Annotated in this window: 19 protein-coding genes and 1 tRNA gene; 2 read left to right on the forward strand and 18 right to left on the reverse strand. The window is 57.6% G+C overall.

From position 1 onward, the window contains the following. Positions 1 to 79: 79 nt before the first annotated feature. From msrA to AC1DYW_RS24725, 3 genes are all read right to left on the reverse strand, one after another. Positions 80 to 742: a peptide-methionine (S)-S-oxide reductase MsrA gene (gene msrA / locus AC1DYW_RS24715; RefSeq protein ID WP_457154672.1), complete on the reverse strand. Its 663-nt coding sequence runs from the start codon at positions 740 to 742 to the stop codon at positions 80 to 82. Between the two features lie 154 nt (positions 743 to 896). Then, entirely contained in the window at positions 897 to 1,220 is a 324-nt protein-coding gene (locus tag AC1DYW_RS24720; protein ID WP_457154671.1) for a hypothetical protein, read from the reverse strand. A gap of 120 nt (positions 1,221 to 1,340) precedes the next feature. After that, a complete protein-coding gene (locus AC1DYW_RS24725) occupies positions 1,341 to 2,045 on the reverse strand; it encodes a hypothetical protein (RefSeq protein WP_477227935.1) in 705 nt (234 codons plus the stop codon). A gap of 364 nt (positions 2,046 to 2,409) precedes the next feature. On the opposite strand from AC1DYW_RS24725, the gene AC1DYW_RS24730 reads away from it, so the two are divergent. Further along, positions 2,410 to 2,499: transfer RNA gene (locus AC1DYW_RS24730), tRNA-Ser, on the forward strand. Positions 2,500 to 2,607: 108 nt separating this feature from the next. Here AC1DYW_RS24730 and AC1DYW_RS24735 read toward each other — a convergent pair. The 4 genes from AC1DYW_RS24735 to AC1DYW_RS24750 all read right to left on the reverse strand — a co-directional run bounded on the left by AC1DYW_RS24735 (position 2,608) and on the right by AC1DYW_RS24750 (position 6,960). Further along, positions 2,608 to 3,777 (reverse strand): SH3 domain-containing protein, encoded by a 1,170-nt coding sequence (locus tag AC1DYW_RS24735; protein ID WP_477227936.1) that lies wholly within the window; start codon positions 3,775 to 3,777, stop codon positions 2,608 to 2,610. Positions 3,778 to 4,263: 486 nt separating this feature from the next. Further along, the gene (locus AC1DYW_RS24740) at positions 4,264 to 5,508 is read right to left on the reverse strand and encodes a hypothetical protein (RefSeq protein WP_477227937.1); all 1,245 of its coding nucleotides are present in this window, start codon (positions 5,506 to 5,508) and stop codon (positions 4,264 to 4,266) included. A gap of 193 nt (positions 5,509 to 5,701) precedes the next feature. After that, positions 5,702 to 6,181, reverse strand: coding sequence for a hypothetical protein (locus AC1DYW_RS24745; RefSeq protein ID WP_477227938.1), 480 nt, complete (start codon positions 6,179 to 6,181; stop codon positions 5,702 to 5,704). 269 nt (positions 6,182 to 6,450) lie between these two features. Then, positions 6,451 to 6,960, reverse strand: coding sequence for a hypothetical protein (locus AC1DYW_RS24750; RefSeq protein WP_477227939.1), 510 nt, complete (start codon positions 6,958 to 6,960; stop codon positions 6,451 to 6,453). Between the two features lie 427 nt (positions 6,961 to 7,387). Between AC1DYW_RS24750 and AC1DYW_RS24755 the strand changes: the two genes are divergently transcribed. Continuing rightward, complete coding sequence (locus AC1DYW_RS24755; RefSeq protein ID WP_477227940.1) at positions 7,388 to 7,984, forward strand: hypothetical protein; 597 nt, start codon at positions 7,388 to 7,390, stop codon at positions 7,982 to 7,984. 4 nt (positions 7,985 to 7,988) lie between these two features. Here the strand turns inward: AC1DYW_RS24755 and AC1DYW_RS24760 are convergent, their stop codons facing one another. The 11 genes from AC1DYW_RS24760 to AC1DYW_RS24810 form a co-directional block, all read right to left on the reverse strand. Further along, positions 7,989 to 8,252 (reverse strand): hypothetical protein, encoded by a 264-nt coding sequence (locus tag AC1DYW_RS24760; protein WP_477227941.1) that lies wholly within the window; start codon positions 8,250 to 8,252, stop codon positions 7,989 to 7,991. Further along, positions 8,242 to 8,562 carry a hypothetical protein gene (locus AC1DYW_RS24765; RefSeq protein WP_477227942.1) on the reverse strand — a complete coding sequence of 107 codons (321 nt, stop codon included), beginning with the start codon at positions 8,560 to 8,562 and terminating at the stop codon, positions 8,242 to 8,244. The genes AC1DYW_RS24760 and AC1DYW_RS24765 overlap by 11 nt, the downstream gene beginning before the upstream one ends. 15 nt (positions 8,563 to 8,577) lie before the next feature. Then, positions 8,578 to 8,787 carry a hypothetical protein gene (locus AC1DYW_RS24770; protein ID WP_181057344.1) on the reverse strand — a complete coding sequence of 70 codons (210 nt, stop codon included), beginning with the start codon at positions 8,785 to 8,787 and terminating at the stop codon, positions 8,578 to 8,580. Positions 8,788 to 8,800: 13 nt separating this feature from the next. Next, entirely contained in the window at positions 8,801 to 8,980 is a 180-nt protein-coding gene (locus tag AC1DYW_RS24775) for a hypothetical protein (RefSeq protein WP_477227943.1), read from the reverse strand. A gap of 813 nt (positions 8,981 to 9,793) precedes the next feature. Beyond that, on the reverse strand, positions 9,794 to 10,507 hold the full coding sequence (locus tag AC1DYW_RS24780; RefSeq protein WP_477227944.1) for an SOS response-associated peptidase: 714 nt from the start codon (positions 10,505 to 10,507) through the stop codon (positions 9,794 to 9,796). Positions 10,508 to 10,516: 9 nt separating this feature from the next. Continuing rightward, the gene (locus AC1DYW_RS24785; RefSeq protein ID WP_477227945.1) at positions 10,517 to 10,699 is read right to left on the reverse strand and encodes a hypothetical protein; all 183 of its coding nucleotides are present in this window, start codon (positions 10,697 to 10,699) and stop codon (positions 10,517 to 10,519) included. Between the two features lie 196 nt (positions 10,700 to 10,895). After that, complete coding sequence (locus AC1DYW_RS24790) at positions 10,896 to 11,258, reverse strand: KTSC domain-containing protein (protein ID WP_477227946.1); 363 nt, start codon at positions 11,256 to 11,258, stop codon at positions 10,896 to 10,898. A 17-nt stretch (positions 11,259 to 11,275) separates the two neighbouring features. After that, positions 11,276 to 11,887 (reverse strand): recombinase family protein, encoded by a 612-nt coding sequence (locus AC1DYW_RS24795; RefSeq protein WP_477227947.1) that lies wholly within the window; start codon positions 11,885 to 11,887, stop codon positions 11,276 to 11,278. Between the two features lie 707 nt (positions 11,888 to 12,594). Continuing rightward, complete coding sequence (locus AC1DYW_RS24800; protein WP_477227948.1) at positions 12,595 to 13,131, reverse strand: hypothetical protein; 537 nt, start codon at positions 13,129 to 13,131, stop codon at positions 12,595 to 12,597. Continuing rightward, complete coding sequence (locus AC1DYW_RS24805) at positions 13,131 to 13,742, reverse strand: hypothetical protein (protein ID WP_477227949.1); 612 nt, start codon at positions 13,740 to 13,742, stop codon at positions 13,131 to 13,133. The genes AC1DYW_RS24800 and AC1DYW_RS24805 overlap by 1 nt, the downstream gene beginning before the upstream one ends. Further along, on the reverse strand, positions 13,739 to 14,470 hold the full coding sequence (locus AC1DYW_RS24810; protein ID WP_477227950.1) for a TIGR04255 family protein: 732 nt from the start codon (positions 14,468 to 14,470) through the stop codon (positions 13,739 to 13,741). The genes AC1DYW_RS24805 and AC1DYW_RS24810 overlap by 4 nt, the downstream gene beginning before the upstream one ends. Positions 14,471 to 14,492: the final 22 nt, after the last annotated feature.

Consider the following 14,492-nt stretch of genomic DNA (forward strand, 5'->3'; position numbering starts at 1 on the left):
ATTCACGCGGAATTTTGACCTTTTGGAAAAGCATGGCGCGGGCAAGCCGCACTGCGGCTCGATCCTTGCGCCAAGGGCGTCAGGCGGAGATGGCAGCCGGGATCCAAGAGATGCCGGTGCCCTTGAGGTTGCAAGTGCCGTGGGGGTTCTTCGCGAGATATTGCTGGTGGTCGCCTTCGGCGAAGTAGAATTCAGGCGCCGGCGCGATCTCTGTGGTGATTCTGCTATGGCCGGCCGCGCGCAAAGCAGTTTCGTAGGCATCGCGCGAGGCGCTCGCGGCCCGTAATTGCGCATCCCCGAATGTGTAGATCGCGGAGCGGTAGGTGGTGCCGACATCCTTGCCCTGGCGCATGCCTTGCGTCGGGTCGTGGCTTTCCCAGAACAGCTTCAGAAGCGCGGCATAGGAGACGATTTTGGGGTCGTAGACGACCAGAACCACTTCGGCATGGCCGGTAAGGCCGGTGCAGGTTTCCTGATGGGTCGGATTGGGCGTGATGCCGCCGGCATAGCCGACCGCAGTGACCCAGACGCCTTCGAGCTGCCAGAACAACCGCTCCGCGCCCCAGAAACAGCCGAGCCCGAACAGCGCCCACTCAAAGCCCTCGGGATAGGGACCCTTGAGAGGCTTTTTCAGGACCTGATGCCTGGAAGTCGTCGGGATCGCCCGGGCGCGGCCCGGCAACGCCTCGGACGGCTTCGGCAGATTGAGCTTCTTGTTCAGCATGTCGCTGAGAAAGAACATGCGCGGTCTCCGATGGTGGGACACAAGAAGTGGTCTATCGTTCGAGCATCGGGTTTTCCCAAGAACCGGTGCCCGCTTTTGGGTCCGCCCCTATATCTCTTTGTTTGACGCAATTCCGGACGGAAAACCGTTTCACACTTTTCCTGGAATTGCTCTAGGTGGCGGCGAACTGTCCAGGGCGTCGCTGCCGCCTGTAGCCGATCGCATAGAGCAGGAGGGCCAGCACCGCGAACACGGCGAAGCCCGGCTGGTTGAGCACCCAGGCGATGGCGACGTCCCACAGCAGCGGACCGGCCTTGGTTCGCACCAAGGTTTCGAAGGCGGCCCGCGTGTCGGGCGAGACCGCCAGCCAACTGGCGTTGAGCGGGGTCAGCACCAGCGCCGAAGCCGCCACGGTGCGCGTCGCGTCGAGCACCGCCATGATGACGGAAATCGACAGCGCGACCATCGAGGCAAGACGAAAGAGCAAGCGAAACATTCAGGAACCTTTTCCTTCCGGCCAGTCCTCAAGCTCCTGCCGAGGGTCGTCCGGTTTCAAACGAGAGATAGAATGCGCGTGCCAGGTTCGCAATCGCCATACGCGAATTTGAAGTCCGGCCTATGCCGCCGGCTTGCGTTTGCGCCGATGGACGCGCCAGACGGCGAAAAGGCCACCAGCGATGGCGCCGACGACCAGCCCGGCCATGCCGATGAACACGGCAAAATAGCCGCAGGCGCCCTCGAAGCAGCTCATGTCGGTGGCATCGGCAATTACCGAGCCGGCGAAGAATCCACCCACGGCGCCGATGACAGCGCCGAGGATGATGCCGAGCAGGGCGGCGACAACCGAGACGAAGACAGGCGGGCTTTCGGTTTCAGGATTGGCGTAGACGGTCCCGGCTTCGGAACCGCGGCGCAGCAGATAAATGCAGAGAACCCCGATGGCGATCTCGGCAGCTGTGACCACAAGCGCCTGGCCTGAGAAGACGAAATCGGAAATCGTCAGCACATAGGCCTGCCTCGCCAGCAGCCAGATGATGGTGGCGATCTGCCAGATGGTGAAATGACGCGGGAAGCGGGCGGAGCGGCCGAAGGCGAGGCCGAGCAGATAAAGCCCCCACAGGATGGTGATGATGTCGACGGCGAGCCCGCTATAGACGAGATAGAAGACCCTGTCCGGCAGGCCGTAGTCGCCGACCAGTCGCCAGCCGGAGATCAGGCCGTAGACCGACCATGCCATGACGAAGACGAGCCATCCCGGCGGCACGAAGGACAGGCCGCTGTCCGGTCGCCTCGCTGGCGTCTGTCCATTGCTCGATGTCATGTCCGGACGATGCCCCCGCAAAGTCTTTCCACCACGAGACAGGCGACCCCGGGCGAAGTCAAGCGCCGCCAGCCTTGCGGCCTTGCCTGTGCACATCATTCGGGTGGCGGCGCCTCAAAACGGGGGCGCCGGCAGGCTCGCGAAACGCTGTGTGGCCGGCAAAGCGAATAGACTGCCGTTATGGCTTGGCATTCGGCGCCGGATCGACTAGATGAGCCCCGCGCCTGTTGCTTCGACGGCTCAGGTGCAGGGGAGAGGCGTTCGCTGGTTGGCGGCGCCGGCGCGGAGTTCCACGCCATAGTCCCAAGGGAGGTGCATCTCCCCAACCCGCGCGGCGAAACCGGCCGGCGCGACATGCATGGACGGAGAGGTGGCCGAGTGGTTGAAGGCGCACGCCTGGAAAGTGTGTTTACGGGAGACCGTAACGCGGGTTCGAATCCCGCTCTCTCCGCCAGCTCACATAGAGCCCACTAACTTTCTGATTTAAAAAGACTTTTTGTGATGGCTCGGCGTCCCGGTGCCCCACGCTGGTGCCCCAAGATAGTGCAACTATCGGGCCGGGCTAGTTACAGCAGACCCGGCGAACGTAGGTGTTGCCGTTGGTCGAGTACGCATCATCGGGGATTGTGCCCCTTGCTTTCATCTCTTTGGCGAGGCTCTTAGCCATCGGCTCAGCAAATGTGTCTTTGAGCGTGATTGCGAACCAGCCGTTGGTAACGAGATATGCGGCAAGAGGAACCGACGCAGACCGAACGTACGACTCGGCTTCAGCGAGATTGTCGAAACTTTTGACCTGGACGTGAAACTGTCCAAACGGACCGCTGTCATATTGGTCAACATGGACCCAAGTGTCGTGCATGAAACCGATTTGATTTCCCGACTGCACCCTATACCAGCGACCATTGTTCCCAAGGATTGTGACAGAGCTTCCGTTTCTCAGCACTGCGACACTCGCCGACTTTCCGTTCGGCTCAGCTTTGATTGGGGCTGAGCCTTTGGGATGCCCTATTCGCCCGGAATGAGCTGGCGGGACCGCAAGTGATAGATTGTCGGGCGTTGGTGGCAATGACGCGACTTGTGGCTGCGATGGCGCTTGGAGAGGTTGTGGCGTCGGAGGTGGGGCTTGGCTAGCTGCCGGTTGCTCACCTGCCGCTGGCTCCGGTGTGACGACTCTGTAACGCTCCATCTCGCTCTTGGAGAGATATCGTATGTCGTCGCTGTCATATTGCAGCGATAGCTGAAGCAGCGCTGGGTCTACGCCCATCTCGAGCATGTAGGTTATGGTGTCAGCAGTGATCTGTTGGATACCAGAAACAGCGTCCTTGGTAGTTACCGACAAATCGCCACTGAATGATGACTTGTGCACCCCAATGGACCCCGGCTCTGCATATCGGATGACACCACCAAGGAAGGCCAAGGAACAGGCCGAAGCACACTCCACAGCCCTGAACTGCACGGTGCTGAGACCTAGCCTGCGAATGAGCCGACCAAGATCCATCGCCTTTTGGATATTTCCCCCCGGCGATTGAAACGTCACTGCTATGGACGAACTGGATCGCGCCAAGGCCTCGAACCTCGACAAATCGTCCTGATATGTGAAGTCGCCCGTCACGAAAATATAGGGGAGTCCGCCCTCAGTTTGCCTCGCCTGAAATTGCAGTTCAGCGCTTGCCGCCGGAACTACCAGCAGCGACAGCAACGTATACAATAAGACGCGCGACACGCGAGACATAGCCGGAAAGACCCCACAGCCAATTCTGCCTCAGATGCGTAAAACTGTCGAATCCTAGTTGCCAAGGTGGTTAGTGACCGGCCTTCGGATGCGAGCGAACCAGCATTCCGCTGATCATTGGGATGCCTTCCGGTTGAAGTCGCTTACGGCTTCGTTGAAGCCCGAGAGAGCCGATTCATTGGCATTCTTAGCAGCGTCTATTGCGTTCTGCGCCTCGTGGTTGTTGCAAGACATAAACTCCTCGACGTCTGACCTATAGCTCTCCAAGTCTCGTTTGCACCTGTCGAATTCCCATTGATCGCTGAAGCTCCCATAGCGAGAAGCGCAGGATGGTGCGGAAGGCTCCGAGCAGTAAGCCAAGGCAGGTGATGCGCCAGCGGGGAGCAGCAATGCCAATGAAAATAGCCGAATGATCCACATGATTTTCCCCAAAGCTATTACCAAGCACACTGCCAACTCGCCAGCAACGCAACATCTCGAAACCATCTATTTGATTACTGCGGGGATTTCCAAACCCACTTTAACAATCGCTATCTGCTTCATCGTTTTCCTCGCCGCCTCGCTGTGACGCACCTGGACCATAATCCCATCATGCATCGGTAGGGCCGCTATCCCCACCCTCGCCAGCCGCAGCAAGACGGCAACCAAGATGGAGCTTTCGGTGAACATTAAGTCCAGCGCGATGTCCCTTCCGAAGAGCGGCACGAGGGCGGGATGCTTAGCCCCAATCGCCTTCGCCAATCTTCTCCCCGTCCAGCCCGGCGGCAAGGCCTCCTTTACGTCACTCGGTAGGCGGGTCATTTCGTTCGAGGACGACAGCATGGCCGCAAAGCAGGCCTTCACGCCAGCACGGTGCCCCTCCAAGCCGGGGAGGGCGTAGAGGTCACCCTCAGGCGGCTTAGCTCCTACTCGCGCATAGGCAAGCCTTGGGAACATGCTCGCGAAGTCGAGGTCGGCTATGGGCTCCCCATTGATGCGTAGGTCTCCCCGCAGCCTCTTCGGCAAGGATTCCCAGAAGCCCCCATAGAGCCGGCCATGCAGGCTGAAGGTGTGCGGGTCCCCGATGTCGCGCAGCAGGAAGCGGCGGGTTAGCTTGAAGCCGGCTCGGGGGTGTCCTTGAAGCTCTATGCACTGGGTGGTGAGGAAGGCATTGATCTCCTCCATCTCCCCCCGCAATAAGTATGTCTCGGGGGTGTCCACATAGTCCACCTGTTGATAGGGGAGCTTGTGGCCAACGGCATCACGGCCCATCCTTGCAGTCAGCCATATGGTCTCCTCCCCCTCTGCTCTACCTACCTCCGCCGCAGTCCCTTTGAGCAGGGCATCGAGGAGGCTCCCTGTTGCTTCTATGCCTGTCCTCCGCTTCTTGATGTGTGCTGCATGCTTGATCACTAGGCCCATGGTGGCCATCGCATCGATGACATGGGGGAGGTGCCCCAAGCCCCTACGGTCATAGCGGGACTGTGAGGTGTGGCGCAGGGGGATGGCTAGGCGGCTATGCTCGGGGTGACCTTGATGCATGGCTGCTAGGTTGGCCACGAGGCAAGACACGATGTTGGTGACCCTCTCCACCTGCTCCATCCGGGGTTGCCTGATGCGGGCTTGAGGACCCTTAGCGGTGGCTTGGAGCACATGCTTGGTGATGGAGGCCGAGAGGGCCTTAAGGTTAGGACCTTGAGAGGTTGCCCAAGGATCAAACCAATAGTCTGAGGAGGCGGAGGTATCGTCCATCCAAGCCACCCTCTCCATAGCGGGCCTTCATGTTTGGCTTTGAGTTAACATCGATGGAGATGGGGCTAGGGAGGCGTTGAGCTTAAAGGCCACCACCACGCGCCGCCATAAGGGGAATGGGGGGAGCTAAGCGCTCAACCTGTGCGTCCCCATGATGCCCGATCAAGTCACACAATAAAGTGCCCGCGAGTTTTCATTCCGCCGCCGCATGATGGGATGGATGGGGGCCGAATCTTTCGACTTTCAGCTGGATGATTTCCGGCAGGGCTGCGGCAACTAGCGGATCGACAACCTTTGCCATGGCCTCTCCAATTTTCCGTAGCACGAGCCCTGCGGATCGAGGGTAGGCGTGAATTTCAACCGGCACGTCCGCGCCCTTTGGGTTCCACATCAGCCACCGACGATGAGTTCCGCTCGCCAAGCGGTGTGCTACCTTTGCGGCTTGTACGTTTTGGAACTCGCGCGTTCTGGGGCTTCCAAAGTCGTCTTCGATAAGGGCCGCCACGGCCACATAGATGGCCACTAGCTTGCTTGCCAGGACCTCCGCATCACTTAGACGGGCAAATGCAATCCGCGCCCTAGTGGCAGCACTGAGCCCGCGCAGGCTCATCGCAGGTTCAACCCTGCCGGACCCGGCCAGCAAATATTGCATTTCCGTTGTAGCAACGGCCACAGCGGGATTGCTTCCGTGTTCAGCCCTCAGCCAACGGGATGCCGAGTCAAGGTAAGGTCTCAGTTCAGCTGCACGATATGTTCCATGCCAGTGCGACCCGTGGCGGGATTTCCACTGCACATGATACCGACAATGGAATTGCGAGCGCCCTGTTCCGGCGGCGAAGGAGGTAGGCCGACCACAGCCGGGAGTCCCGCATGTCAATGTCTCTGCCGGTACTCTGTGGAAGTCTTCGGGCAACGAGGCCAGCTGGGATCGCGACGCTGACATCAAAGGTTCCAGTCTTTCGGTCGCAGTCCGCTGTTTTTGGCTTTCTCATGCGCCCAGTCTTGTAGTTCTCCAAGAAGGGTCGTCTCGAACTCGTCGGCAGGCGTTCGACCAGAAATCGAAATGGATCTTCCTTCCAAATCGTCATCAAGGACAATCAAAGCCGCCTTGTCAGCGAAAGGCGTTTTGTTTGATTTGAGATAGCCCCTTCGCCTTCGATCCGAGGGCGGGGTATTCAGGTGGTCCCTTACGTGTTTCAGCTGGGTAATTACGGCGACAGATGCGCCGGCAAGGACAGTCTTCAGCCCATCGCGAATGGCCGGAAAAACGCCCTTGGTGTGATCGCCTTTCCCCCCATCGCCAAAAGGGTTTGCGTCGCGTGCGATGGGCTTGCCGCTGTCGGTTACTAACGCCCAAGCGTAGGCGAACAGTTGGTCCTTGAACGGCCCAGCGTTTTCGCGTGTGCTTGTGGCTACAAAAAGTCTGAAGTTTGTATGTGATGTGTTGGTCATGATGGGTTCCAATTTAGATGCGACCAACAGTCCAATTAAGCCTAGTTGGCTGGCAAGGGAACAGCCAAAAGTGGCCGAAATGCCGCAAGATGCGCCAAAAGCGCGTGATGCCCCCATCCAACTGCCAACTAGCCCATATGCCACAGCTCCCTACTCGGATGTTGCAATTCACGCCCCCTTGAATCATTGTGCGCCCCGAGCGCTCACGCGGCGTTCCGGGGTGTGGAAACCCTGAGTTCAAACATGGTGCCGAAAACATCGGTGCCGATCCTCGACTTTTTGGTCGGGGAGCCTGTGGCGTATGTCCAGGTTCTCCGGAACTAAAGGCCGCAGGAACCGGAACTCGGTTTTCCAACTCCCCGATCAGGGGGTCATGAGGAGGCTGCTTGCGGGGGCGCACCGCAGGCTACTACCTCAGGGCAAACCGATGGGACCAATCCTTGAGCGTATTTTGTTTGAGACGATCTATGGTGGGTTTGTCATTGCCGCACCCATCTACCTCTTGGCGTATGCGGCGAGAAAGGCCTGGAGACACTCCCCACACCCCGGAGCTGTCGCCGCGATAACCGTACTGGTGGCAGCCGTGACACTGCCAAGCGTTCCTCGTTATCGCTTTCAGTCACACGAATTGGCGGAGATGGCGAGAATGCCTTGGGCTCATATCAGCGGGGAGTCGTATGCCGGAGAATTAACCGAACCGATCACGCTCTTTCGCCCAGCTTTGGCCTCCATCACCTACACTGCGCCAAGCTGGATCGAAACTCAGTTTCAGCAACTGACGAGACGCTACCAAGAGGATGACATCTTGTCGCTAGTGGATGCCGATTGCGGTCAGCGAACTATTTGGCGGGCTCAGCCGACCAGCGATAATCTTTTCCATTACCTTTCCCAGACCCCTGCGCAGATGTCACCGATCGACGAGGCCACATTCTGCACAACCGATTGGAAGGCCGAACGCGACGCTTGGCGCACCGCCCTCAAGCAAGGCTTTGTAGGTGGGTCAAACATGGGCAGCCTTTTCTAGCCCGTCACTCCATGTCGGGCACGTCGCCACCAACAAAGAGCGTCGTGGGCTCACCGTATTCGCCAAGCGATGGGTTGGCTTCACGCGACCACGCTATTACGCCGGCATGTTTCCCCGCTAGGCCCTTAGCGGTCCTTATCGCCCGGTCCTCGGTCTGCTGCTCGGCAGGCCCAAAGACTGGCTGTAGGTCCCCGGTCTCATCGCGGTCAAAGGCGGTGACGACAATTAGCTTGGGTGCCTTGGGCTGCGGCAGCAAGTTATCTGACATCGAGGTTCTCTTTCCGCTGAGCCACGAGCCGGTGGGAGGGGATGGGTTCACGGGGGAAAATCGCCGTTGTGCCGAACACGGGTATCATCGAAGGCTCCAGCTCTGGCGCTTTCTGTTTGGCCTTTAGGTCCGTGATTTCCTCATCGCGCCTTGCAATTCGGCTTTCCAGATTGGCTATGCGCTCAGTCAGCAAATACCGCCCAACAGCAAACCCACCGCCTCCGAACAGCACGGCAAACGTGGCAAAGGCTGCGGGGTTCGCGGCCACCAGCGCAGAGTTACTCCCAATGAACGCGATAAGGTCATGCATTGAGCGCCGCCACTCTCACCCAAGCACGGGCGGCGTAGGGTCGAAGCTGATCGCCACCAGCCCCGGATACCTGTGAGCGAGGGCGAGGATTTGGGTCTCAAGCTCGCAGTTGTAGGCCATAAGCGCCTTCACGGTTTCAAGGGGGCTTTCGTAGCGGGCTATGAGCTTCTCCGCTTCGGAGTGCAGCTCGGCTTTGGACTCAGCGTCTAAGTGCATCGTGGCCATCGCGGTGTCTCTCCTAGCGGGCGGCTCTGCGCGGTGCCGCAAGCGCGTCAAGTCGGTCCTGAAGGTGGCCGTTGAGAACGATCATTTCCTTGAGCGCCTTCACCGGGTCGCCCTTGTGCTGGGCAATGAACTTGTCGGCGATTGCCTGGAGGGCGGCTTCTTGGCGGCTGTCCAGTGTCACAATGTGGTCCATGACGGTTGCTCCTAAAAGCTTCAGGCTGACAGTGAACAAAAAGGGAACGAAAATGTCAAGGGCGAATTGACTCGGCGAGGAATGCGTTCCTATTTTTGAGCCATGCCGGAACAGAGCAGAAGACCGCGCCGCCTTGTGCAGACCCTGTGCCGAGCGCACGAGGTTGGTCAGCTAATCCGCGTCCGATGCATCAACTGCAACATCTCTCGCCACTATCTGCCGGGGGACCTAGCCAAGCTCGTCGGGGACATTCCGTTTTGGGACGTGGCCCGCCACATGCGTTGCGAACGCTGCAAACGCCGAGAGCTTGACGTAGATATCCTGCTGCCAAGCGCATCGGAGGGCATGAAGATACGCGTGAGGCGGCTTGCGGAAATCCGCATGGTGCGACGAGTGATATGGAAGGATGATTGAGCGGGACGTTGTTTCACTTGGGCTTGAATCTGTCCCTGAATGCCGCCCCAGTCCGCTCATTCATCAGAGCGAATGCACCTCCAACCACGGTCTCCAAAGGCGATTTTTGGCAATAGTTGTCCATCCAAAGGAAAACTTGCTCGCGGCTCACGGACACGCCACCGGCCCTCCAGAACTCGACGCCAGAGCCTAGCGCCAACCCGTTCATGAGACCGAGCACATAATGTTCGAGCCCGGCAGCGCTCGCCTCTCTTCGAGCCTCAACCCACTTTCCACAATCTAGGGTTCCCTCCACCGCAATCCCTCCCTTAGATGCAGTCGTCAGGGAAAGGAGCGAGGCCGCTACGAGAGCTGGGCCAATAAAACGATGCTGCATAAACCCCCCATCTCAACTTTGGACTAGAATAGCGACCCATGAGCCGGTGCGGGTGGCGTTTGCGCTGGGAACTTAATCTGTGTGGCCGGCTTCTCGACAATCACAAGGGCATCGTCCGGGGCCGTGCGCTGTAGCTTCCTCGCTTCCGACCAAGGAGCGGTCAGCCAGGTCTCCGTTTCCTCTTGCGTCCTCAGGATCACCGGCATGGCCTTCTCGTGAATCGGCTTGATGAGGGCGTTGGGCGCGGTCGTCATGAAGCCGTAAAGCTCGAAGTCGCCGGGGCCGTCCTTGACCTTGCGCACCCCATGCCACGGCGTCCAGAGGCCAGCGAAGAAGAACAGCGGGCGGTCCTCATTGAGCGCGAACCAATAGTTCCGCTGGATGCCTGTCTCGGGGTCCTTGTCGCCGGGCGTCGGGCTCGGCTCCGCAAAGCTTGTCACGGGCACCACACAGCGGTTCTCGACGCCGACATACTGCTGCCAATGGCCATACTGGGGATTGCGTATGTTGGTGGTGCCGTAGTCGGCCTTGCCCTTCATCCGCTCAACCGGTGTCGGCATGCCCCACAGAAGGTTGGCAAGCTCGCGCTGCCCGTCCAGAGCGTTGCGCGCCACCGGGCCGGGTTGGTTGGGATAGATGTCTATGGACGGCTCAAGGTTGCCCAAGATGTCCCGCAGAGCGCGGGTCCATTGGCGGACTGCTTCTTGGGACGTGGTGATGTTGTAGAGGTTGCACATGGTGATCGTCTAGTTCTTCGGCGGTATCTCCGGCAAGGCCCCATAAAGCGCGAGCACAGCGGAGGCGAATTGATGAAGCTGGTTCTCATCACAGTAGTTCAACAGGAATGCCAACTGGCCTTCGGTCGTTACATCTCCTAAGTCCCGCATCGGTTGTTTATGGGCTAGATGGCTGATATTGATGCCACTCATGAATCCCTGAGCCCAGGATAAGACAGCTGCACCTATCGGTGTCTTGTCGGCTGGGTGCAATCGCGCAATCTCAGCGCAAGTCGCCGATCCGAACCCTGAGTACGCGAACGGTTCCTTGGAGAAGGAAGCGCTGCAAGGTAGCGCCAAAAAACACAGCGTTAGCAACCACTTCATGCCTTACCCCCTGACGCATCACTTAAAAATTGGGTATCGGTTTGTCACGGCAACCAAACTTGCCGCCAGTCCCCGAGTCCTTGATGCTCGAATTGTAGAACGATCCCTTGGACTCTGCGGCCAACAGCGCTGACACCGTTCCCGGGTCAATCTCGCAGTAGTGATACCAAGTCTGCTTGAGGCGGATGAGCATATAGGAGTGCTCAGCGTTGTAGCAAACGCGCTTGACCACGCTGCTGTCCAACTCCCCAGTGCACTGAAATTTGGCGAGGTCTACCGCGCCGCGATACTTCACGTCCACCGTTTCGGCAGCAACCGGCCCAGAGGCCACTAGCGTGAGCCACAGAACGGCACCAGCCACCAGACATCTTGCCTTCTCGTGCATTCTCCATCCCCTCAACACTAGCTTGTAGGTGTCGCCTCTGCGTGTTCTGCCAGTATCCGAAAAATGCTAGCCCGGCTGATCCCTAACGCCGCCACCATATCGCTAACAGATTTCCCCTCCGCCCGCATCCTCATCACGTCCTTTGCCTTGGCGCGGGCCGTAGGTTGCCGCCCCTCGTACTTGCCCTCGGCCTTGGCCTTTGCGATCCCCTCTCGTTGCCTCTCAAGCATTAGCTCCCGTTCGAACTCTGCGATTGAGCCGAGAAGGTTCAACATCAGCTTTCCTGTGGGGGTGGCGGTGTCGAGGTTCATCGCCAAAATGCGCAGGCCTGCCCCTTTTGCCTTCAATGCCGCAGTGATCGACACGAGGTCGGCCACGGAGCGTGCTAGTCGGTCCAGCTTGGTGACTACCAGCATGTCGCCTTCGCGTACCCATTCAAGGACGGCTGCAAGTTGTGGCCGATTGGTAGCCACAGACGACACCTCTTCGCGGAACACCTTGGTGCATCCCGCTTGCTCAAGGTCGCGAAGCTGGGCTTCAAGGCCGGCCTTTTGGTCGGTGGTGGAGGTGCGGGCGTAGCCGACTAGTGCGGATGTGGCCATGACATTGTGTCTCCCATTGGCGTTCATCTGAGACTATTATGTGAGACTGGCAACCGAAATGTCAAGAGACCACTTATGTGAGACTAATTGGGCGGCTGTTGGCAGGACTCACATGGGCTTGCCCTAGTGAGACAAGCAATGGAGGCTTGGCGCCGGCCCCAAGTCTGATACCGTTCCCTCAAAGAGGGGCAATTAATGGGGCTCTATAGAAAGTGGTTTCTGCGAGGGTTGCGCCTTGCTCTAGTCGCGGGCTTGATGGGTGCTGGCTGGCATAGCTGGGACGTGCTGGACCGATACAGCGCAGACGCGGCAACCCAAAGCTCTATGAAGCTTGCCTATGAGTGCGCAGCTCGGCAGAGCGACGAACAACTGGCCTCGCGACAGAATCCGGTCGGCAATATCAATGTCCGCGACCTTTGCCTTACGGGCAGGGACTTTTACGTATCATGGCCCGAGATGCAGGCCATGCGTGCGGGTACGATGAAGTTCGAAACAACATTGCGGCCATTCGACTGGCAAGGCTCGGCGATAATAGGAATAGCCTGGACGCTGATTATGGCGCTCATGTCGCTGGGCGTTCTGTTTGCCATCACGGTAGCAAGGTGGGTTTGGGGAACCACAGCGAGAGAGCGGGGCCGGCAGTAGCTTGGAAAACGAAGCGCCGGGAGGCGGCACGGGGGGAAAAGCTCGCCGACGCCCTCACGAGATGGTGTCTCAAATGTGCGACCCATTATCTAAGTCGGGTCCTTTTTTGCCTTATCTGCCTCGGAGTCCTTTTCCGCCTTATCGGCGCCGAGGTCCTTTATTACCTTTCTTCTGATGTCTCCGGCCATAGCAATTTCGACAATACTTTTAGCAGAGAGCAACGCAGCTAGCTCCTCGTCAAGGATTCCCGGCTGCCCTGTGCCAGTAATTTTGGCGTATGCAGGGTTCTTCTTGTTTCCAATATGAGAAACGCGCACCTTCTTTTTCGTGGCCTTAGCCTGAGCCAACATAAGCCCAACGCCAAGCCGAACCATCGCTTCACTATCGGCGATATCGCGCGGAGTCGCTTCAAGGCATCGAAGCATCCGATCATCTGCTGCACCGCCAAAATACTCATAGTAGGAGGCGGACAAATACGTCTCTGGAGTTTTGCTTAGACCAACTTCAGCCCGCAACTTAAAGAATTCTGGATAAACCCCAGTAACCTTTCCATTCTCTCTAATGGAGTGGCCTCTTGGGCAATGTCGTACTACGTGATGATCATCAGGAATTCTCTGCTCGGCCATTAAAATCTCTTCAGATGAAAAACAGCGTGTTCAGCAAATGATTTAAGCGGTCCTTGACCGACAGATACTTCCTTATTCGATCCAATGGTTAACTGAGCAGCCCACTTTGCCTCGTTGGCATCGACGAAATTTGCCGTCAGGACGTTTTGCCCCTTTTTCCAGGCCAGCAAGATGCTGCCGTCTCCATCTAAGCCCAGCGAGGTCCAGCTGCTATTCTTAGAAAGGATGGTCCATCTCAAAAAACCCAAGAAGGACTGCTGGCGCGGAAGTGCATTTTCTTCGTCCCAGGCTTCGGTCTCAAGGAGGTAATCGACTTCCGCAAATAGCCTTGCGCGTTCATCCGAAGATAGATGCATAGCATATTGCGACGTGGCCACCTTCAGGTGCACTCGCGCGTCGAATAGCTCCACATCACGGGGCTTCGGATCAGGTGCTGTTTCGGTTATTGTGACAGGCGGATTGCTCATCGCCGCGCCAAGAACGCCATCCAAGTTCGGTGCTGGGTTTGGCGAAAGCCGTCCCGATAGCGAAGTAAAATCAGCCGGCCCTGACCTCGCCCACTTTTCCGGCAACGCAGGAGCCCTTTCAGTTGCAAGGTGGTGTGCGGTCATCTGAATAGTGCCCTCGCTGCATCCGTCAAACAGCTTTCAAATATCTTGTTTTTCACTGAGCGGAACTGACTAAGACGTTTCCACATATCATCGTAGCGCAGAGGAACGTTCTCTTGCTGGATTACATCGATATCAATCAGGTATGAAAGGTGGTCGATCAACGCAGGATTTACAACCCCACTGTTAATAACAACCACCAACCCCTCGCTCTCCTCGATAAACTCGATTCTCGCCGTTTCCGAAATTGACTGCTTGGCCAATCCCTGCGGCAAGTTAACGCCCACGAGAGAGTAATCTGCAGGGGTAATTTTCGCACTATTTCCAAACGGTATATCAAGTCGATTGATAAATCTGCTAGCTATTCTGGTTATGACCGGACGCTTGAGCACGCTGAGAACCAAGTCAAAATTAGTTTGTGTCGATTTAAACAAACTGTCCCAACCTTGGTAAGGAGCCAATCTCACTGTGCCAATGTTCGTCTTGTTGAGCAACACAATGTCTGCTCCGTTTGCTGACGTCAGCTTAAAACCATTAATCGAGAAAGTCGGGGTGGTCGTATTTTCCTTTATGTCTAAATGAAGTCCGCGTATCGGCTCGATCGAAGGATAGAATCTCTTCAATTTGTCTCGAATTCGCTCTAAATCTCTAGCAGAAATCTCTGTTTGAAACTGGAGATCAAGAACAACCTCCGTTATTGGCGGGCGGGCATATGGTTCTTGTTTGATCATATGGTGACAGCCTCCAACGCTG

The sequence above is a fragment of the Mesorhizobium sp. P2_D5 genome, from assembly GCF_056404355.1.

Coding starts and splice junctions, on each gene's coding strand:
- msrA (WP_457154672.1), bottom strand. CDS start 742: ATGTTCTTTCTCAGCGACATGCTGAACAAGAAGCTCAATCTGCCGAAG.
- AC1DYW_RS24720 (WP_457154671.1), bottom strand. CDS start 1,220: ATGTTTCGCTTGCTCTTTCGTCTTGCCTCGATGGTCGCGCTGTCGATT.
- AC1DYW_RS24725 (WP_477227935.1), bottom strand. CDS start 2,045: ATGACATCGAGCAATGGACAGACGCCAGCGAGGCGACCGGACAGCGGC.
- AC1DYW_RS24735 (WP_477227936.1), bottom strand. CDS start 3,777: ATGTCTCGCGTGTCGCGCGTCTTATTGTATACGTTGCTGTCGCTGCTG.
- AC1DYW_RS24740 (WP_477227937.1), bottom strand. CDS start 5,508: ATGGACGATACCTCCGCCTCCTCAGACTATTGGTTTGATCCTTGGGCA.
- AC1DYW_RS24750 (WP_477227939.1), bottom strand. CDS start 6,960: ATGACCAACACATCACATACAAACTTCAGACTTTTTGTAGCCACAAGC.
- AC1DYW_RS24755 (WP_477227940.1), top strand. CDS start 7,388: ATGGGACCAATCCTTGAGCGTATTTTGTTTGAGACGATCTATGGTGGG.
- AC1DYW_RS24760 (WP_477227941.1), bottom strand. CDS start 8,252: ATGTCAGATAACTTGCTGCCGCAGCCCAAGGCACCCAAGCTAATTGTC.
- AC1DYW_RS24765 (WP_477227942.1), bottom strand. CDS start 8,562: ATGCATGACCTTATCGCGTTCATTGGGAGTAACTCTGCGCTGGTGGCC.
- AC1DYW_RS24770 (WP_181057344.1), bottom strand. CDS start 8,787: ATGGCCACGATGCACTTAGACGCTGAGTCCAAAGCCGAGCTGCACTCC.
- AC1DYW_RS24775 (WP_477227943.1), bottom strand. CDS start 8,980: ATGGACCACATTGTGACACTGGACAGCCGCCAAGAAGCCGCCCTCCAG.
- AC1DYW_RS24780 (WP_477227944.1), bottom strand. CDS start 10,507: ATGTGCAACCTCTACAACATCACCACGTCCCAAGAAGCAGTCCGCCAA.
- AC1DYW_RS24785 (WP_477227945.1), bottom strand. CDS start 10,699: ATGAGTGGCATCAATATCAGCCATCTAGCCCATAAACAACCGATGCGG.
- AC1DYW_RS24790 (WP_477227946.1), bottom strand. CDS start 11,258: ATGCACGAGAAGGCAAGATGTCTGGTGGCTGGTGCCGTTCTGTGGCTC.
- AC1DYW_RS24795 (WP_477227947.1), bottom strand. CDS start 11,887: ATGAACGCCAATGGGAGACACAATGTCATGGCCACATCCGCACTAGTC.
- AC1DYW_RS24800 (WP_477227948.1), bottom strand. CDS start 13,131: ATGGCCGAGCAGAGAATTCCTGATGATCATCACGTAGTACGACATTGC.
- AC1DYW_RS24805 (WP_477227949.1), bottom strand. CDS start 13,742: ATGACCGCACACCACCTTGCAACTGAAAGGGCTCCTGCGTTGCCGGAA.
- AC1DYW_RS24810 (WP_477227950.1), bottom strand. CDS start 14,470: ATGATCAAACAAGAACCATATGCCCGCCCGCCAATAACGGAGGTTGTT.